We start from the raw sequence: 17443 nt of genomic DNA on the forward strand, positions 1-17443 counted from the left end.
CCGGCGATGAAGCCGCAAAGGGTCGAACAAGCATAAAGCCTGGGGCTTAGTTCCAGCCAGCCCGGTCCATCAAGCGAATCGCTTCAGCCTGACGCTTGCCTGCGACTTCCACCGGGAGGGCGTCAGCCTTGAAGGTTCCCCAGGCGGCGACTTCCTCGGACGGTGCAACCTTCGGGTTGGCCGGGAACTCCTGGTTGATACTCGCGAACATCTTCTGTGCATCCGCACCGGTCATCCACTCGACCAGGGCCTTGGCTGCTTCTGGATGCGGCGCGTACTTGGTCAGGCCGATACCCGAGAGGTTGACGTGAACACCGCGGTCCGCCTGGTTAGGCCAGAACAGCTTGACCGGCAGTTTCGGGTCCTGCTGGTGCAAGCGACCGTAGTAATAGGTGTTAACGATACCGACATCGCACTGACCGGCCTTGATCGCCAGCAGCAAGGCCGTATCGTCAGAGAAGACGTCTGTGGACAGGTTGTTCACCCAGCCCTTGATGATCTGTTCGGTTTTCTCGGCGCCATGGGTCTCGATCAGGGTGGCGGTCAACGACTGGTTGTAGACCTTCTTCGCGGTACGCAGGCACAGGCGGCCTTCCCATTGCTTGTCGGCCAGTGCCTCGTAGGTGCTCAGCTCTTCCGGCTTGACCCGCTCGGTGGAGTAGACAATGGTTCGTGCGCGCAGGCTCAGGCCTGTCCAGTCATGGGACGAGGCACGATATTGAGACGGGATGTTGGCATCGATCACCGACGACTGGATCGGCTGCAGGATGCCCATTTGCTCGGCCTGCCAGAGGTTGCCCGCATCGACGGTGAGCAGCAGGTCGGCGGTGGCATTCTCGCCCTCGGCCTTGATCCGCTGCATCAGCGGTGCTTCCTTGTCGGTAATGAACTTGACCTTCACTCCGGTCTTGGCCGTGTAGGCATCAAATACCGGCTTGATCAGCTCATCAATTCGCGAGGAGTACACCACCACTTCATCCGCTGCCTGGGCGGTGCTACCGAACAGCGTCAATGCCAGAGCGGCCAGTAAATGCTTGCGTGACAACATGGAAGCGGTCCTCGAAAGACAAGAAAGGCAGAAATGGTAGTGAATCCCATTTGCCATCTCAACCTAACTCACAACAGAGCAGTTACCAGATGTTGCAAGCCTCTCAGGGCCGCGCCAACTCGGGCAGATCACCGCTCAAGCCGAGGGCCTGACGCACAAACAGCGCCTTGGCCTCAGGCAATTGCTCGACCCACTTCAGGCCCGTATTACGCAACCAGCGCAGCGGCAACGGATCGGCCTGGAACAGCCGCTCGAAGCCTTCCATTGCCGCCATCAAGGCCAGGTTGTGCGGCATCCGGCGCCGCTCGAAGCGACTCAGTACCCGCAAATCGGCCAGCCGCTCGCCACGGTCCAGAGCGTTTAACAGCTCCTCGGCGAGCACCGCCGCATCGAGGAAGCCCAGGTTGACGCCCTGCCCGGCCAACGGGTGAATGGTATGCGCAGCATCGCCAATCAGCGCCAGGCCCTCGGCCACATAGCGCTTGGCATGGCGCTGGCGCAGCGGCACACACAATCGCGGGTCGGCACTCAGCACTTGGCCCAGACGACCTTCGAAGGCGCGCTCGAGTTCGGCGCAGAACGCCTCATCGGCCAACCCCATCAGGCGCTCGGCCTGCTCCGGCGTGGTCGACCAGACAATCGAGCACCACCCCTGCTCGCCGTCGCGCTGCAGCGGCAGAAACGCCAGCGGGCCATCATCCGTAAAGCGCTGCCAGGCCGTGGCCTGATGAGCCTGGCTGCAGCGCACACTGGTCACGATGGCGTGATGCAAGTAATCCCACTCACGGGTTTCGCACCCCGTCAGGCGGCGCACGGCCGAGTTCGCCCCGTCGGCAGCGATCACCAAGGGTGCACGCAGCGTACGGCCATCGGCCAAGGTCAGCAGCCAGTCCTCTCCAGAACGACGCATCTGCTCCAGGCGCGCATTGGCCAGCAGGCCGATCTCGCTGTCATGCAGGCGCTCCAGCAGCGCATCCTGGACCACTCGATTCTCGACGATATGCCCCAGCACCTCGGCATGCACGCTGGCTGCGGAAAAGTGAATACGACCTGTCCCGCTGCCGTCCCAGACCTCCATCTGCCCATACGGGCAGACGCGTCGGGCGCGGATACCGTCCCAGGCACCGAGCCGTTCAAGGATCCGCTGGCTAGCCACCGACAGGGCGCTGACCCGTGGCTCGAATGCGGCCCCGGCATCAAAGGGTTTGACCGACAGCGGGCTGCCATCGACCAGCAAAATATTCAGGCCGCTGTGCTGTAGCGCCAACGCCAGGGCGCTGCCGACCATACCGGCACCGACAATCAACAGATCCGCGCGCATTTCCATGCCTTAAGCCTGTATTGCTTGCGGCCGGGGCCGCAGATAAAGGGAAAGTGGTATATGGCCCTTGCGCATGCTCAACCCTGCAGGTCCGAACGGGTGCCCAGGCCCATCGCTTGCCGGGCGAACCAGCGTTTGGCCGGTGGCAGCAGGTCGAGCCCAAGCAGGCCCAGGTTACGCCCGGCTGTCACCAGCGGCTGGTTGTTGCCAAACAGCCGGGTGACGCGGTCGGAAAAGCCGATGGTCAAGGTCTGATCAAGGCGTTGACGCTCACAGTAGGCTTGCAACGTCGCCAGGTCACCGGGCGCTTGCGGCCCGGCGAGCAAGGCTTCAGACAAGGCCTGAACGTCACGCAACGACAGGTTGAAGCCCTGCCCGGCAATCGGGTGCAGGCTGTGCGCCGCATTGCCCAGCACCACCAGGTGAGGACGCACCTGTTCCTGCGCCTCGACCAATGACAACGGATACAGGTGGCGAGCACCCACCTGACACAAGGCGCCCAATCGGTAGCCGAACACGCCCTGCAATTCGTCGAGGAAGCTGCGCTCATCCAGCTCGGCCAGCCGCTTGGCGTCCATCCCCTTACGGGTCCAGACCAGCGCGCAGCGGTTTTCCGGCAGCGGCAACAGCGCCATGGGCCCTTCGTCGGTGAAGCGCTCAAACGCTTGCCCGCAGTGCGCTTCACTAGGCGTGATGTTGGCGATCAACGCACTCTGGTTGTAAGGCCGCGTCGTGACATGAATGCCCAACTGCTCGCGCAGGCCAGAACGGCCACCGTCGGCCAGCACCGCCAGATCGCAGTCAAGGGTCGTGTCGTCGTTGAGCGACAAGCGATAACCGTCTTCCAGCGCCTGCAAGGCCGTCACTTCGGCCGGGCAGCGCCAACTGACCACCTCAGGATCCAGTCCTTTCCAAAGGCACTGCCCTAGCCAGGCGTTTTCCACCACATAGCCGAGGGCCGGTACGCCCTCTTCCATTGCGTTCAGACGGGCCGCGCCGAAACGCCCCCGATCAGACACCTGGATCTGCCGGATCGGCTCGGCACGGCGACTGATCGCCTGCCACAGCCCCAGCCGTTCATAGATCTGTCGGGTGCCGAAGGACAACGCCGACGAGCGTGCATCGTAGCTGGGCTGATAGCTGTCACCCGGCGCAAACGGCTCGATCAACAGGATCGTCCAGCCCCGAGCCTTGGCACCGGCCTGCAGCGCCAAGGCCAGGCTGGCCCCCACCAGGCCGCCGCCAATAATTGCCAGATTGAACCGGTTCATGCCGCCTGGCTTCGTGCAGCAGCCATCAAGGCTTCGATTTCAGCGACTGTTTTCGGCACACCCGCCGTCAGAACTTCACACCCATGCTTGGTTACCACTACGTCGTCCTCGATGCGTATGCCGATACCACGCCATTTTTTCGCCACGTGCATATTGTCCGCCGAGATGTAGATCCCTGGCTCGACCGTCAGTGTCATGCCCGGCTCAAGTACCCGCCACTGGCCGCCAACCTTGTAGTCCCCGACATCGTGTACATCCATGCCCAGCCAGTGCCCGGCACGGTGCATGTAGAAGGCCTTGTAAGCCTCGGACTCGATCAGATCCGGCACTTCGCCTGCGAGCAGGCCCAACGCCACCAGCCCTTCGGTAATCACCTGCACGGTCGCTTCGTGCGCGTGGTTCCAATGCTTGCCCGGCGCAATCTCCTCGAAAGCCGCCATCTGCGCCTTGATTACCAGTTCGTAGATTGCTTTCTGCTCCGGCGAAAAGGTGCCACTGACCGGAAACGTCCGAGTGATATCGCTGGCGTAGCAGTCAATCTCGCAACCCGCGTCGATCAGCACCAGATCACCGTTCTTCAGCGGCGCATCGTTTTCCTGGTAATGCAGGATGCAGCTGTTGCGTCCAGCCGCGACAATCGAGCCGTAAGCCGGCATCTTCGCCCCGCCCTTGCGAAACTCGTAATCCAGCTCGGCTTCAAGGCTGTACTCGTGCAAGCCGGCCCGGCAGGCTTGCATCGCCCGCACATGAGCACGCGCCGAAATGGCCGCGGCTTCGCGCATCACCTTCACTTCCGCTGCCGATTTATACAGACGCATGTCATGCAGCAGATGATCCAGGGCAACGAATTCGTTGGGCGGCTGCGCACCGAGGCGCGCCTTGGAACGAATCACGTTGATCCACTCCATCAAATGGCGGTCGAACTCGGCATTGCTGCCCATCGCCGAGTACACGCGGTCGCGTCCCTCGATCAACCCCGGCAGAATTTCGTCGATATCGGTGATCGGGAAGGCATCATCGGCGCCAAAATCGCGAATGGCACCCTCCTGCCCGGCGCGCAAGCCATCCCATAACTCACGCTCAGGATTGCGCTCACGGCAAAACAACACATATTCACCGTGCTCACGCCCGGGTATCAGCGCAATCACCGCTTCGGGCTCGGGAAAGCCGCTCAGGTACTGGAAATCGCTGTCCTGGCGATACACGTGCTCGACATCGCGGTTGCGTATGGCGACCGCAGCCGCCGGCAGGATGGCGATACTGTTGGGCTCCATCTGCGCCATCAGCGCCTTTCGCCGGCGGGCGTATTCCGACTTGGGGATGTGGGTCATGGGCAGATGGCGTCCAGGCAAAAATCAGTGCAGGGAAGGTTTCGCAGCGGCTGGGGCAGGCTTGGCCAGCTCCGTGTAAAGCAGCAACGGCGCGACGCGCAGGTATTCCATGACTTCCATGTAGTCGCTCTCGCCGTCCTCGGATTCCTCCAGAGCATCCTGAACCTGGGAAATGGCGGCCAGGTCCTGCAGCACTTCCTTGGCTTCAGTGCTCAATGTCAGGCCACCCGAGTTCAGGCCGAAACCGTCGAGGAAGCCCCGGCACCACTGGCCCAGCGCAACGGCACGCTCGGTCAGCGGCGCGTCATCGCCCGGCAGCAGCAAGACGATGGTGATGTCTTCACCGGTGAGTTCGGCCTTGACCATTTCCTGCAAGCCAATCAGGGCATTGCGAACATTGTCGGCCGGCTCGGTATCAAGCAGGGGGGCTGCGTCGGCCAACCAGCTGTCGGCATCGAAGCCGACACCTGTGCAGCTACGCCCGAGCAACAGCCCGTGCAGTTCGGCAGGAGAAACTGGATGACCGCCGCTGCTCAGCAGGGCGGCGAATGCGGTGTACGGCGAGTTGGTATTGGGCATGGGCAACTAGGCGCCAGACGGCGCAATGACTAGAATGAAGACCTTGTATCCTAGCACCGGCAGGCGCGCCAAGACCATCGACGCGGCCAACTCGGGGCTGGCAGGGCATAATCGCCGGGAACTCAGGCACACCCAATCGAGTGGCATTTCATGCAAGAGACCGAGCTGCAAGCGCTGATGGGCCGACTCGAACTGTTGATTGAACGGGTCGAGCAACTAAAACGGCAAAACGCACTCTTATTAGCTCAGGAAAAATCCTGGCGTGAGGAACGTGCCCACCTCATCGAAAAAAATGAAATCGCCCGGCGTAAGGTCGAATCGATGATTTTGCGACTCAAGGCCCTGGAGCAAGACTCATGAGTTCAAGCAATAGCGTCACCGTTCAGATCCTCGACAAAGAGTACTCGATCATCTGTCCGCCGGAAGAACGCAGCAACCTGATCAGCGCTGCACGCTACCTGGACGGCAAAATGCGCGAGATCCGCAGCAGCGGCAAGGTTATTGGCGCCGACCGTATCGCGGTCATGGCCGCCCTCAACATTACCCACGACCTGCTGCACCGCCAGGAACGCCCAGCCCCTCAAGTCGGCGGCGCCACCCGCGAACAGGTGCGCGACCTGCTGGAACGCGTCGATCAGGCGTTGGCCAACGATGCCGATACACCATCCAATTGAGTTTCAGGTATACTCTCGCTCACTCCCTGGAGTGCTTGCCAGTCGGTCATGTCCCTGAGCCGATACGCACAACCACGGGGGTTGCACGCTGGGGCCGGTGCGCATGTCCGCCTGACGGAAAGCCTTAACGCCCCCTGCAATCTCCACCTTGAACTTTCGGGTTCAAGGGCTACACCGACAGCGGTTCGTCGGGGAGCCTGATTATCCTGCGCCTGCCAACCCTGGCACGCGCACATGCGCTGCCACCCGCCTGGCAGTTGCTCAAGAGACCGCCCGTGCCATGACCGACACCGCGCTGCTCACCCGCCCCCAGCTACGCCGCCTGCTTCGAGATGCCCGTCGTGCGTTGACGCCTGCCGAACAACGCCGGGCCGCGCAGAACCTGTATTGCCAGCTGGCACAGCATCCGTTGTTCCGTCGCGCCAGGCACATTGCCTTGTACCTGCCCAACGACAGCGAAATCGACCCGCGCCTGTTGCTGCGCGAGGCCCAACGCCGTGGCAAGCGTACCTACCTGCCAGTACTGCACGCCTGGCCGAAGACCAAGATGGCCTTTCAACGCATTGAGGCAGGCGAAAAGCTGCGCCCCAACCGCTTCCGCATTCCTGAACCCGTCATTAGTCAGGCACGGCAACGCCCCGTATGGGCGCTGGACCTGGTCCTACTGCCGCTTGTAGGGTTCGATGAAACAGGGGGACGCTTGGGTATGGGCGGTGGTTTCTACGACCGAAGCCTGGGCTACCTTGCCCGACGCAAAACCTGGAGAAAACCACTGCTGCTGGGGCTGGCGCATGAATGCCAGAAGGTCGAGCGACTGACTCAAGCCAGTTGGGATGTACCGCTTCAAGGAACTGTTTCGGACAAGGGCTGGTACCTGGCGAACTAAGCGCAGGCAAGCAGCCGATCAACGCTGTTGCGGGATGACCGACACTTCATAATTGGTGGCGAGGTTGCGCTCCCAGAGGCTTTCCGCATAACCGGTAGTGACCACACCCAAACCGAACAGAAAAACGAGTACCCAGATCATATCCGGTTTGCGATTCATCGATTGCCCCCCTCAGGCAAACTGATCACGATGGCAGCAACGGTTAGCGAGGTAGGCCGTGCAGCAGCGTCATGCTTAAAACCCGCGCATTCTCCGACAACCTGAAGCGACACGCAAACGTTGACGTCAACCGGCTGTCGGTTTCGCGCCACAGGTTGTTTCCAATTTTTTCAGGAGCACCTTCCATGGCCTATTGGCTGATGAAATCCGAGCCCGACGAGCTCTCGATCCAAGACCTGGCCACGCTCGGCGAAACCCGCTGGGACGGCGTGCGCAACTACCAGGCACGCAATTTCATTCGTTCGATGACGGTAGGTGATGCGTTCTTTTTCTACCATTCCAGCTGCCCGGAGCCGGGTATTGCCGGTATTGCCCGGATCACCTCGGACGCTTACCCGGACCCCACCGCGCTCGATCCCGAGAGCCACTACTTCGACGCCAAGGCCACTGCCGAGAAGAACCCGTGGAGCGCCATCAATGTCATCCATGTCGAGACATTCACAAAGGTGCTTGGCCTGGGTTACCTGAAACAGCAAACAGCCCTCGCCGAGCTGCCACTGGTACAGAAAGGCAGCCGCCTTTCGGTCATGCCGGTAACGGCCGAACAATGGGCCGCTGTACTCGCCTTGCGCTGAACAGGGTAGGATTCCTACTCAATTGACGGACATCAACCCAGCTAAACAGGGAACCGTCACACTGACGTCATTGCCGCAGGATGCTTGAACAATGTCGCTTAGCCAACACACACCAAGACTTTTCGCCGTTGCCCTGATTGCTCTGCTCATGGCCGCGGGCGGCTTGGGCTACTGGAAATCATTGCATGATCGCCTGCCCGAAGGCCTGAGCCAAGGCAACGGTCGGCTTGAAGCCACCGAAGTGCAGATCGCCAGCAAGGTTCCCGGGCGCCTGGCCGAAGTGCTGGCCGATGAAGGCGACAGCGTGAAGCAGGGACAATTGCTGGCCCGCATCGACACCCGAACCCTCGAAGCCCAACGTACCCAGGCCGAAGCGGAAGTGCTGCGCGCCAAGGAGAACTACGCCGCGGCCCAGGCCAACGTGCAGTTGCGTCAGAGCGAGTTGCTGCTTGCCAGCCAAGAGCTGCGGCGCAGTCGTGAACTGTTCCAGCGCAAGTACGCCAGCCAGCAACTGCTCGATCAGCAACAGGCACGCTTCGACACCAGCAGCTCGGCGGTGGTCGCCGCTCGTGCACAACTGGCGGCTATCAATGCGGCCATTGGTGCGGCGCAGGCACAGGTCGAACAGTTGACCAGCGAAATTGACGACAGCAGCCTGCGCGCCCCCATCGACGGGGTGATCCAGTTACGCTTGGCCGAGCCCGGCGAGGTGCTGCCGGCGGGCGGACGTGTACTCCTGCTGATCGACCCCAACGATCAGTACATGAACCTCTACCTGCCAGCTTCGACCGCCGGCAAACTGACCATGGGCGATCAGGCACGGATCGTACTCGATGCCCTGCCCGACAAAGCCCTGCCGGCCAAGATCACCTTTGTCGCGGCCAAGGCTCAGTTCACCCCCAAGCAAGTGGAAACCCGTGACGAACGCCAGAAGCTGGTGTTCCGAGTAAAACTGCGACTGACCGACCCTAGCGCCCTGCCTCAAGCCAAACCCGGTATGCCGGGGGCCGGCTATGTACGCACGGCCCCCGTGGACTGGCCGGCCAACCTGCAATGAATGCGCTGGCGCTGCACGCCAAGGGCATCAGCCATCGCTACGGCACCGTAGTGGCCCTGCAGGGCATCGACTTCGAGCTGCCAGCCGGCACCCGTTGCGGCCTGATCGGCCCCGATGGTGCGGGAAAGTCCAGCCTGCTTGGGTTGATTGCCGGGGTGAAAAAGTTGCAGACCGGCACGCTACAGGTGCTCGACGGCTCGATCGACGAGCGTCGCCATCGCCGCAGCCTGTACTCACGCATCGCCTTCATGCCCCAAGGGCTGGGCAACAACCTTTACCCGGACCTGTCGATACGCGAAAACATCAGTTTCTTCGCCACCCTGTTCGGCCTGCCCCGCGCGGAATGCGAGCGACGCATGCACGAGCTGCTGCTGGCCACTGACCTGGTGCGTTTCGCCGACCGTCCCGCCGGCAAGCTCTCAGGCGGCATGAAACAAAAGCTCGGGCTGTGCTGCGCGCTGATCCATGACCCCGACTTGTTGATCCTCGACGAACCGACCACAGGCGTCGACCCGTTGTCCCGGCGGCGCTTTTGGGAACTGGTCGAGCAGGTGCGCCGCGAGCGCCCGCAACTGACCCTGCTGGTCGCTACGGCCTACATGGAAGAAGCCGAGCAGTTCGAGCATTGCCTGATGCTCGACCGCGGACGCCTGATCGCCGCCGGGCCCAGCCGCGAACTGGCCGCCGTGACCCCCAGCGACAAGCTCGACGACGCCTTTACTCACTTTCAGGGTGACAGCAAGCGCAGCGGGCAACCCTTGCACATACCGCCACGGGCCGACAGCAACGCCGAAATCGCCATCGAAGCTCATGAACTGACCCTGCGCTTTGGCGACTTCACCGCGGTCAACAAGGTCAGCTTCGCCATTGGTCGTGGCGAGATCTTCGGCTTTCTTGGCTCCAACGGGTGCGGTAAAACCACCACCATGAAGGTCCTGACCGGCCTGATGCCCGCCAGCGAAGGCAGCGCCAGCCTGCTCGGGCGCCCCGTGGATGCCAGCGACCTGGCCACCCGCAAACGGGTCGGTTTCATGTCGCAGAGCTTTTCCCTGTACGGCGAGCTGAGTGTGCGGCAAAACCTTGAGCTGCACGCACGCCTGTTTGACTTGCCCAACGCCGAAAGTCGTCCGCGCATCGCCGAACTGATCCAGCGTTTCGATCTGAACAACGTGGCCGACCAACAATCCGGCGCGCTTCCCCTGGGGATTCGCCAACGGCTTTCGCTCGCAGTGGCGGTACTGCACCGGCCGGAAGTGCTGATCCTCGACGAACCGACCTCGGGAGTCGATCCCGCCGCCCGTGACGACTTCTGGCGCCTGCTGATCGAGCTGTCACGGGAACAGGGCGTGACCATCTTCCTCTCCACCCATTTCATGAACGAGGCACAACGCTGCGACCGCATTTCGTTGATGCACGCCGGCCAGGTACTGGCCTGCGATACGCCCTCAGCGCTGCAGACACAGTTCGCCGGCGACACCCTGGAAGACGCCTTCGTGCGCTGCCTGGAACAGGCCCAGGGCCCGATGGAGGCGCCTGCCACTGACACCCCGCTGAACACGGCCGCCGCGCCGACGTTACTGCGCCAGCGCCGAGGCTTCAGCCTCAAGCGCCTGTTCGCCCTGGCAAACCGCGAGGGCAAGGAGCTACTGCGGGACAAGGTACGCCTGGCGTTTGCCTTGCTCGGCGCACTGTTCATGATGGTGATCTTTGGTTTCGGGATCTCGCTGGACGTCGAGAACCTCGCCTTTGCGGTCTATGACCAGGACCAAAGCCCGCAAAGCCGCGCCTACCTGGAAGCGTTTCGTGGCTCGCGCTACTTCGATGAGCAAGCACCGATAACCGACCTGGGGCAAATGCACCGGCGCCTGCAGCGTTCCGAGATCAAGCTGGCGCTGGAGATACCGCCGGGCTTTGGTCGCGACCTGTACGCCGGTCGCCAGCCGACCGTAGCCGCCTGGCTCGACGGTGGCATGCCGTTTCGCGCCGAAACCAGCCGGAACTATGTCGAAGCCGTGCATCAGGGCAACCTGGCATTACTGGCGTCCTTGAGCAGTGCCGCTCAGCCGGCACAGCCACTGGTAAACCTGGAAACACGCTTTCGCTACAATCAGGATGTCGTCAGCGTGAACGCCATCGGCCCCGGCGTCATGGCGCTGATTCTGGCCTTCATCCCGGCCATGCTGACCGCGCTGGGTATCGTCCGGGAGAAGGAGCTGGGCTCGATTACCAACTTCTATGCCACACCCCTGACACGCCTGGAATTCCTGCTCGGCAAGCAGGTGCCTTATCTGATCGTCAGCCTGATCAACCTGGCACTGCTGGTGGCGATGAACCGCTGGCTGTTCGGCGTGCCGTTCAAGGGTAGCGCCTTCGCACTGGCGTGCGGTGGCGTGCTCTACCTGCTGGCGACCACCAGCATGGGGATGCTGATCTCCGCGTTCACCCGCACGCAGATCGCCGCGATCCTCGGCACCATGATCATCACCAGCCTGCCCACCATTCAGTTCTCCGGGTTGATCGTGCCACGCTCGTCACTCGAAGGCACAGCAGCGGTGATGGGGCAACTGTTCCCCGCCGGTTACTTCCTCGACATCGCCGTTGGCACCTTCACCAAGGCCCTGAGCCTGCGCGAGCTGTGGCCGCAATGCCTGGCCCTGCTGGGGTTCTTCCTCGCCTTCACGGGCTTGAGCCTGGCCATGTTGAAAAAGCAGGAGGCCTGATGCATCGCCTTGCCCACATTCTGCGCCTGGGGCTCAAAGAGCTCACCAGCCTGCGCCATGACAGCGTGCTGTTGCTGTTCCTCCTCTATGCCTTCAGTGTGGCCATCTACATGCCGGCGGCGGGTTCCGTGATTGGCGTGCACAACGCCAGCGTCGCCGTGGTCGACGAAGACCACAGCCTGATCTCGCGCAAACTCACCCAGGCCCTGCAACCTCCCGAGTTCCAGACAGCCACCGCCCTGTCCTATGACCGGATCGACCAGGTTCTGGACAACGGTCAGTACACGTTCGTGATCAACATTCCGGTGAACTTCCAGACCGACCTGCTCGCGGGGCGCTCACCGGAACTGCAGATCAATGTTGACGCCACCGCCATGAGCCAGGCGTTCATGGGGGCTGGCTACATCGGGCGGATCTTTGAACGCGAGTTGCTCGACTACGCCAACCCCGACTCAAGCGTCGAGCGTGCACCGGCCCTGCTGACCAATCGGGCGTTGTTCAACACCAACCTGGAAGGTGGCTGGTTCCTGGCGGTGATCCAGATCGTCAACAACATCACCATCCTGGCGATCATCCTGACCGGCACGGCGCTGCTTCGTGAGCGCGAGCACGGCACCCTCGACCACCTGCTGGTATTGCCATTGACCGCACTGGAAATCATGCTGGCGAAAATTGGCAGCAACGCGCTGGTGGTGGTGCTGTGCACCTGGGTATCGCTGGAGGTGGTGGTCAAAGGCGCACTGGGTGTACCGCTGGCAGGTTCGCTCGGGCTGTTCCTGGCAGTGACCGCGCTCTATCTGTTCGCCAGTACCGCCTTGGGGATTTTCCTCGCCACGCTGGCCCGTTCGACCCCGCAGTTCGGCTTGTTGGCGATCCCGGTGATTATCCCGATGCTGTTGCTCTCGGGCGGCAGCACACCGCTGGACAGCATGCCGCAGTGGCTGCAGTGGGTCATGCAGGGCTCACCCTCGACCCACTTCGTCAGCCTCGCCGCCGCCATCCTGTTCCGCGATGCCGGCGTCAACGTAGTCTGGCCAGACCTGCTCGCGCTCGGCGCGATCGGCCTGTTGTTCTTCAGCATCGCGTTGGCGCGCTTCAGACGAACCCTGACCTCCTGATTACTGCACGATCAGGTTGTTGAACAGCAGGTCCTCGACGATCGGCTTGCCCTCTTCGTCATTGAGCACCTGCTGGACCTGCTTCAGCGCTTCCTGACGCAGCTTTTCCTTGGACTCGACATTGCTCATGCTCTCCAGGTTCTGCTGGGTAAACAGTGCAACGAGCTGGTTACGGATCAGCGGCTCATGGTGCTTGACCACTGCCGCTGCGGCTTCACCGGTCACCCGCAGGGCGACGTCAGCCTTGTACACGTGCAGTTTCGGCCCACCGTCGAGGGCATAGTTGCCAACAAAGGGTGGCGTCAGAGAGATGTAGGCCACTTTCGGTGCATCTTCCTTGGACTCCTCGGCCATAGCGGCCGCAGGCAGCATCAGGGCAACCAGCATCACGATCCACGCTTTCACGAATTCACTCCTCAAACAGTTGGCGCCAGCATAACCAGCGCTTTTGGCAAACCCAAGCGCGGGCTTATGCCAGCCTATCAAGCCGGGCCATGCTCGTTGACCCCAAACCTGCCCTTCTACACTTATCGGCCAGCACACGCAAAGGAATAGCCCGGCCTTGCGAATGACGCATCCCCCTGACGGCCAACCGAACAAATCCTTGCCAGCGTCGGGATCTTTCCTTGAAACGCGCCCTCCAATCGCCTGACCCGCGTGTCCTAACTGACAAGGAAGACGACCATGACTCGCCCAACCCCACTGCCTGCCCTTGGCCCCAACGACCTGCTCAAGCTGCTTATCGCGCTGCACAGGGCCGTTACCAGCGAAGACCGACACGCATAAAAAAACGCCGACCCAGGCCTCTGCGTCGGCGTTTCAAGTTAGCGGGAGGTCGTGTGAGCAGGCTTGCCTGCGATGGCTTCGGCGCAGTGCCAGTGAGTACGCGGCGCCTGCATCGTTGGCAAGCCAACTCCTACAGCGATCCGCGCAGACCACCGTATTTTCTGTGGGAGCGGGCTTGCCCGCGATGCAAGCACCGCGCAAGAGCAATGCGCCCGGCAGGTGCTGGGCGTATCAGAACGCGGGCAGTACCGCACCCTGGTATTTCTTCTCGATGAACGCTTTCACTTCAGGGCTGGTCAGGGCTTTGGCCAGCTTCTGGATAGCGGCGCTGTCCTTGTTGTCTGGACGGGCGACCAGGAAGTTCACGTAAGGCGAGTCGCTGCCTTCGATGACCAGCGCATCTTTGGCCGGGTTCAGACCGGCTTCCAGCGCATAGTTGGTGTTGATCATGTCCAGATCGACCTGGTCCAGCACACGCGGCAGCATGGCCGACTCAAGCTCGCGGAACTTGAGTTTCTTCGGGTTCTCGGCGATGTCTTTCGGCGTAGCCAGGGCATTCTTCGGATCTTTCAGGGTGATCAGACCCGCCTTCTGCAACAGCAGCAGGGCACGACCGCTGTTGCTACCCTCGTTCGGGATCGCAACGGTTGCACCGTCCTTGAGCTCGGAGAGGCTCTTGACCTTCTTCGAGTAGCCACCGAACGGTTCGACGTGAACGCCGATCACCGTTTCCAGGTGAGTCCCTTTACCTTCGTTGAAGTTCTTCAGGTACGGCAGGGTCTGGAAGTAGTTGGCATCCAGGCGCTTCTGGTCGACCTGAACGTTAGGCTGCACATAGTCGGTGAACACCTTGATCTCCAGGTCCACACCTTCCTTGGCCAGCGTTGGCTTGATCAGCTCAAGGATCTCGGCGTGGGGTACCGGGGTAGCCGCAACGACCAGTTTTTCAGCCGCTTGGGCAAAGCCGGCTACCGACAGCGCCGTCGCCAGAGCAGTGAACAGCAGAACCTTTTTCATGCACAGTCCTTATTCGAATCATGGCCATCAGACGACGGCAAAAAGAAGATGCCCGTCATTGAAGACTGGCGTGAGGTGGACAATACCGAGATTTTTTATTCCAGAACAATACCTTTTATTTAGAGGCTTATTCCATTTCGAGAATCTGCCCTTCAACCCTGCGCCCGAGTATCCGCAACGATGAACGCCGGCAAGCTCAGGTGCTCTGGCAGGATCTCGTCACCGGTGCTGACCAGCAAGGCAAAGTGGATAACGTTCTCCAGCTCACGGGTATTGCCGGGCCAGCAATGCGCCTCCAGTACGCGCTGTGCCGCCTCACTGATCAGCGGAACCGGCACGTTCAGCCGCTGGCTGTAGATACCGACGAAGTACTCGGCCAACGGCAAGATGTCTCCGACCCGCTCGCGCAAGGCCGGCAGGGTCAAATGCCCCTCATGCAGGTAGTGATAGAGCCGCTCATGGAACTTTCCCGCACGCACCGCCAATGCCAGGTCGATGCTTGAGGCCGCCACCAGACGCACGTCCACCGGGTTCGGTTGCTGCGCGCCAACGCGGGTGACTTCTCGCGTCTCCAGCGCGGCCAGTAACTTGACCTGAATCGGCAACGGTAAATCGGCGATCTCATCCAGGTACAAGGTGCCGCCATTGGCCGAGCCGAACCAACCGGCCCGGCTACTGGCGGTCCCACTATGGGCGCCCGCACTGTAGCCAAACAATTCAGCATCGGCGTAGGTCGGGCTGATGGCTGCGCAGTTCACCGAAACGAACAACCCGCTGCGATCACTGGCCCGGTGGATCTGCCGCGCCAACAACTCCTTGCCGGTACCGGTTTCGCCGCGAATCAATACCGGCAGGCCCAGCGGTGCAAGCTGCTCCAGCTCCTCACGTAACTGCCGTGAGCGAGGGTCAACGAACACCAGCGCCTTGGCGCGAATACTGAGCGGGCTCTTGTCCAGTTCAGGAAAGGTCAGCAACGGCTGGCCGTGGGTGTCATGAATGGGCATGGCAAACTCCCGCCCGGCCACCAGGCGACCAGGCGTTTCAGATAGAAGTGGTTAACGCCTTGGGATCAGGCGCGGCGCAAGGCGTCTTGTTCCAACCGGCTCTGCAGGCGATACAGGTAAGCAAACCCTTGTTCCCAGCGACGATGCCCGGACTTCACGTTGATGTGACCGGCGCCGGAGAGAATCCCCGCTTCAGCCCCCCAGGCCCGGGCCAGTTGCATCACCCGTGGAGCGCTGGCCGCCGGGTCGTTGTCGGAGCCGACCACCTGGCAAGGGAATGGCAATACCTGTTGCGTGATCGGTGCGAAGTTGCGCAAGGCCGGCGCACAGGTAGGGCGCTCGACATCCGCCGGCGCCACCAGCAGGGCACCACGCACCCGGCGCAACAGGTTGGCACTGGCCTGCGCCGCCCAATGGGCGACAGTGATGCAGCCCAGGCTGTGGGCAATCAGAATGACCGGCGCTGCATCGGCCGCGATAGCCTGCTCCAGCGCTGCCACCCAGTCTTCACGCCGTGGCGTCAACCAGTCAGCCTGTTCGACCCGGGCACTATTGGGCAGGCTTTGTTGCCAGTAACTCTGCCAGTGATCCTCTGGCGAACCCTGCCAACCCGGCACTATCAGGTAACGAATCGACGTGTTGGACATGGGACGCCTCCTGCAGGCTTGCGTGCTTGAGGACCAGTATAGGGCGAGGGTTATATTCGTAAAGGAATAAGAAGCTATTTGGTAATAACCAAAACCAATAGTTCGCGTGACAATCTGGGCGCTCGGTGAGCACTGGAGCGCAATAAAAAAGGGGCCGCACCCTGCCAAGGAACGGCCCCTGAAACGCTCGCGTACGGTTAGATGTTCGCGACTTTCTGCCAAACCTTCGGCTTGAAGAACAAGGTCTCGCCACGCACCAGCCCGGTCAGGCTGTCGTGATCCTTGACCACTTCGGCTTCAATCAACTCGCTCTGCCCCTCGACCTTGAGGGTGACCCGGGTCGTCGCACCCAAGGGGCGGATGTCCCGCACTTCAGCGACGTGGTGGCCTTCCATCTCATGGCGCGACAACGACACTTCGTGCGGCCGGAACAGCACGTGATGACCTTCGCTCAGGTGCAACCGGTTGGAATCGCCCAGGAAGTGATAAACAAAGTCGCTGGCCGGGTGCTCATAGACATCCCCCGGCGAGCCGATCTGCTCGATCACGCCCTTATTCATCACCACGATACGGTCCGCGACTTCCATGGCCTCTTCCTGGTCGTGGGTCACGAACACCGAGGTCAGGTTGATGTCTTCGTGCAGCCGCGCCAGCCAGCGGCGCAGCTCCTTGCGCACCTTGGCATCCAGGGCGCCGAAGGGCTCGTCGAGCAGCAATACCTTGGGCTCTACTGCCAGGGCGCGAGCCAGGGCAATACGTTGGCGCTGGCCACCGGACAATTGCTCGGGGTAGCGGTCTGCAAGCCAGTCGAGTTGAACCATGTTCAACAGTTCGTGAACTTTCTCGGCGATCTTGCTCTCGCTCGGGCGCTCGGCCTTGGGCTTCATGCGCAGACCGAAGGCGACGTTGTCGAACACGCTCATGTGGCGGAACAGCGCATAGTGCTGGAACACGAAGCCGACGTTACGGTCGCGCACGTCGTGGCCGGAGACGTCCTCGCCATGGAAAACGATGCTGCCCTGATCCGGGGTTTCCAGCCCGGCGATAATGCGCAGCAGCGTAGTCTTGCCGCAGCCGGAGGGGCCAAGCAATGCCACCAGCTCGCCGCTGTGGATATCCAGGTTGATGCTGTCCAGGGCCTGGAAAGCGTTGAAGCGCTTGCTGACGTTACGAACTTCGATCGACATGAA

Annotated in this window: 18 protein-coding genes and 1 other RNA gene; 8 read left to right on the top strand and 11 right to left on the bottom strand. The window is 61.6% G+C overall.

All coding sequences use genetic code 11. The features are described 5' to 3' along the window. Window positions 1-46: 46 nt before the first annotated feature. The 5 genes from CS390_RS23655 to CS390_RS23675 all read right to left on the bottom strand — a co-directional run bounded on the left by CS390_RS23655 (window position 47) and on the right by CS390_RS23675 (window position 5550). Window positions 47-1048, bottom strand: coding sequence for an extracellular solute-binding protein (locus CS390_RS23655; protein ID WP_099776265.1), 1002 nt, complete (start codon window positions 1046-1048; stop codon window positions 47-49). Window positions 1049-1151: 103 nt separating this feature from the next. Beyond that, window positions 1152-2369 (bottom strand): 2-octaprenyl-3-methyl-6-methoxy-1,4-benzoquinol hydroxylase, encoded by a 1218-nt coding sequence (locus CS390_RS23660; protein WP_177442457.1) that lies wholly within the window; start codon window positions 2367-2369, stop codon window positions 1152-1154. A gap of 77 nt (window positions 2370-2446) precedes the next feature. Next, window positions 2447-3640 carry a 2-octaprenyl-6-methoxyphenyl hydroxylase gene (ubiH, locus tag CS390_RS23665; RefSeq protein ID WP_065760053.1) on the bottom strand — a complete coding sequence of 398 codons (1194 nt, stop codon included), beginning with the start codon at window positions 3638-3640 and terminating at the stop codon, window positions 2447-2449. Beyond that, window positions 3637-4971: a Xaa-Pro aminopeptidase gene (pepP, locus tag CS390_RS23670; RefSeq protein ID WP_099776268.1), complete on the bottom strand. Its 1335-nt coding sequence runs from the start codon at window positions 4969-4971 to the stop codon at window positions 3637-3639. Before pepP ends, ubiH begins: the two co-directional genes overlap by 4 nt. 24 nt (window positions 4972-4995) lie before the next feature. Next, a complete protein-coding gene (locus tag CS390_RS23675) occupies window positions 4996-5550 on the bottom strand; it encodes a YecA family protein (RefSeq protein ID WP_065760051.1) in 555 nt (184 codons plus the stop codon). Window positions 5551-5700: 150 nt separating this feature from the next. On the opposite strand from CS390_RS23675, the gene CS390_RS23680 reads away from it, so the two are divergent. The 4 genes from CS390_RS23680 to CS390_RS23695 all read left to right on the top strand — a co-directional run bounded on the left by CS390_RS23680 (window position 5701) and on the right by CS390_RS23695 (window position 7110). Continuing rightward, window positions 5701-5910 (top strand): TIGR02449 family protein, encoded by a 210-nt coding sequence (locus CS390_RS23680; protein WP_065760050.1) that lies wholly within the window; start codon window positions 5701-5703, stop codon window positions 5908-5910. Next, the gene (locus CS390_RS23685; protein WP_065760049.1) at window positions 5907-6224 is read left to right on the top strand and encodes a cell division protein ZapA; all 318 of its coding nucleotides are present in this window, start codon (window positions 5907-5909) and stop codon (window positions 6222-6224) included. Before CS390_RS23680 ends, CS390_RS23685 begins: the two co-directional genes overlap by 4 nt. Window positions 6225-6244: 20 nt before the next feature. Next, window positions 6245-6423: non-coding RNA, 6S RNA (gene ssrS / locus CS390_RS23690), on the top strand. 81 nt (window positions 6424-6504) lie between these two features. Continuing rightward, window positions 6505-7110, top strand: a complete 606-nt coding sequence (locus CS390_RS23695) for a 5-formyltetrahydrofolate cyclo-ligase (RefSeq protein ID WP_065760076.1) — start codon at window positions 6505-6507, stop codon at window positions 7108-7110. A gap of 18 nt (window positions 7111-7128) precedes the next feature. Here the strand turns inward: CS390_RS23695 and CS390_RS25125 are convergent, their stop codons facing one another. Further along, entirely contained in the window at window positions 7129-7269 is a 141-nt protein-coding gene (locus CS390_RS25125; protein WP_176717426.1) for a hypothetical protein, read from the bottom strand. 185 nt (window positions 7270-7454) lie between these two features. Here CS390_RS25125 and CS390_RS23700 point away from each other — a divergent pair, with 185 nt between their 5' ends. The 4 genes from CS390_RS23700 (at window position 7455) to CS390_RS23715 (ending at window position 12799) form a co-directional block, all read left to right on the top strand. Then, a complete protein-coding gene (locus CS390_RS23700; RefSeq protein WP_065760048.1) occupies window positions 7455-7904 on the top strand; it encodes an EVE domain-containing protein in 450 nt (149 codons plus the stop codon). A gap of 91 nt (window positions 7905-7995) precedes the next feature. Next, window positions 7996-8961: an HlyD family secretion protein gene (locus tag CS390_RS23705; protein WP_065760047.1), complete on the top strand. Its 966-nt coding sequence runs from the start codon at window positions 7996-7998 to the stop codon at window positions 8959-8961. Next, the gene (gene rbbA, locus CS390_RS23710; RefSeq protein WP_099776270.1) at window positions 8958-11681 is read left to right on the top strand and encodes a ribosome-associated ATPase/putative transporter RbbA; all 2724 of its coding nucleotides are present in this window, start codon (window positions 8958-8960) and stop codon (window positions 11679-11681) included. The genes CS390_RS23705 and rbbA overlap by 4 nt, the downstream gene beginning before the upstream one ends. Then, the gene (locus CS390_RS23715) at window positions 11681-12799 is read left to right on the top strand and encodes an ABC transporter permease (protein WP_099776272.1); all 1119 of its coding nucleotides are present in this window, start codon (window positions 11681-11683) and stop codon (window positions 12797-12799) included. The genes rbbA and CS390_RS23715 overlap by 1 nt, the downstream gene beginning before the upstream one ends. Here the strand turns inward: CS390_RS23715 and CS390_RS23720 are convergent, their stop codons facing one another. The 5 genes from CS390_RS23720 to CS390_RS23740 all read right to left on the bottom strand — a co-directional run bounded on the left by CS390_RS23720 (window position 12800) and on the right by CS390_RS23740 (window position 17440). Further along, window positions 12800-13204 (bottom strand): flagellar basal body-associated protein FliL, encoded by a 405-nt coding sequence (locus CS390_RS23720; protein WP_099776274.1) that lies wholly within the window; start codon window positions 13202-13204, stop codon window positions 12800-12802. 612 nt (window positions 13205-13816) lie between these two features. Then, complete coding sequence (locus CS390_RS23725) at window positions 13817-14602, bottom strand: MetQ/NlpA family ABC transporter substrate-binding protein (RefSeq protein ID WP_065761648.1); 786 nt, start codon at window positions 14600-14602, stop codon at window positions 13817-13819. 152 nt (window positions 14603-14754) lie between these two features. Beyond that, window positions 14755-15606 (bottom strand): sigma 54-interacting transcriptional regulator, encoded by an 852-nt coding sequence (locus tag CS390_RS23730; RefSeq protein WP_065761647.1) that lies wholly within the window; start codon window positions 15604-15606, stop codon window positions 14755-14757. A 65-nt stretch (window positions 15607-15671) separates the two neighbouring features. After that, window positions 15672-16253, bottom strand: a complete 582-nt coding sequence (locus tag CS390_RS23735) for an alpha/beta hydrolase (RefSeq protein WP_065761646.1) — start codon at window positions 16251-16253, stop codon at window positions 15672-15674. Window positions 16254-16450: 197 nt separating this feature from the next. Continuing rightward, complete coding sequence (locus tag CS390_RS23740; protein ID WP_065761645.1) at window positions 16451-17440, bottom strand: sulfate/molybdate ABC transporter ATP-binding protein; 990 nt, start codon at window positions 17438-17440, stop codon at window positions 16451-16453. Window positions 17441-17443 lie beyond the last annotated feature (3 nt).

The sequence above is a fragment of the Pseudomonas sp. HLS-6 genome (assembly GCF_002753995.1).
Classification (GTDB): domain Bacteria; phylum Pseudomonadota; class Gammaproteobacteria; order Pseudomonadales; family Pseudomonadaceae; genus Aquipseudomonas; species Aquipseudomonas defluvii.

What these genes read in the sequence shown, in the direction of transcription:
- pepP (WP_099776268.1), bottom strand. Translation starts at nt 4,971, where the DNA reads ATGACCCACATCCCCAAGTCGGAATACGCCCGCCGGCGAAAGGCGCTG.
- CS390_RS23675 (WP_065760051.1), bottom strand. Translation starts at nt 5,550, where the DNA reads ATGCCCAATACCAACTCGCCGTACACCGCATTCGCCGCCCTGCTGAGC.
- CS390_RS23705 (WP_065760047.1), top strand. Translation starts at nt 7,996, where the DNA reads ATGTCGCTTAGCCAACACACACCAAGACTTTTCGCCGTTGCCCTGATT.
- CS390_RS23735 (WP_065761646.1), bottom strand. Translation starts at nt 16,253, where the DNA reads ATGTCCAACACGTCGATTCGTTACCTGATAGTGCCGGGTTGGCAGGGT.
- rbbA (WP_099776270.1), top strand. Translation starts at nt 8,958, where the DNA reads ATGAATGCGCTGGCGCTGCACGCCAAGGGCATCAGCCATCGCTACGGC.
- CS390_RS23660 (WP_177442457.1), bottom strand. Translation starts at nt 2,369, where the DNA reads ATGCGCGCGGATCTGTTGATTGTCGGTGCCGGTATGGTCGGCAGCGCC.
- CS390_RS23700 (WP_065760048.1), top strand. Translation starts at nt 7,455, where the DNA reads ATGGCCTATTGGCTGATGAAATCCGAGCCCGACGAGCTCTCGATCCAA.
- CS390_RS23725 (WP_065761648.1), bottom strand. Translation starts at nt 14,602, where the DNA reads ATGAAAAAGGTTCTGCTGTTCACTGCTCTGGCGACGGCGCTGTCGGTA.
- CS390_RS23680 (WP_065760050.1), top strand. Translation starts at nt 5,701, where the DNA reads ATGCAAGAGACCGAGCTGCAAGCGCTGATGGGCCGACTCGAACTGTTG.
- CS390_RS25125 (WP_176717426.1), bottom strand. Translation starts at nt 7,269, where the DNA reads ATGAATCGCAAACCGGATATGATCTGGGTACTCGTTTTTCTGTTCGGT.
- CS390_RS23685 (WP_065760049.1), top strand. Translation starts at nt 5,907, where the DNA reads ATGAGTTCAAGCAATAGCGTCACCGTTCAGATCCTCGACAAAGAGTAC.
- ubiH (WP_065760053.1), bottom strand. Translation starts at nt 3,640, where the DNA reads ATGAACCGGTTCAATCTGGCAATTATTGGCGGCGGCCTGGTGGGGGCC.
- CS390_RS23715 (WP_099776272.1), top strand. Translation starts at nt 11,681, where the DNA reads ATGCATCGCCTTGCCCACATTCTGCGCCTGGGGCTCAAAGAGCTCACC.
- CS390_RS23730 (WP_065761647.1), bottom strand. Translation starts at nt 15,606, where the DNA reads ATGCCCATTCATGACACCCACGGCCAGCCGTTGCTGACCTTTCCTGAA.
- CS390_RS23695 (WP_065760076.1), top strand. Translation starts at nt 6,505, where the DNA reads ATGACCGACACCGCGCTGCTCACCCGCCCCCAGCTACGCCGCCTGCTT.
- CS390_RS23655 (WP_099776265.1), bottom strand. Translation starts at nt 1,048, where the DNA reads ATGTTGTCACGCAAGCATTTACTGGCCGCTCTGGCATTGACGCTGTTC.
- CS390_RS23740 (WP_065761645.1), bottom strand. Translation starts at nt 17,440, where the DNA reads ATGTCGATCGAAGTTCGTAACGTCAGCAAGCGCTTCAACGCTTTCCAG.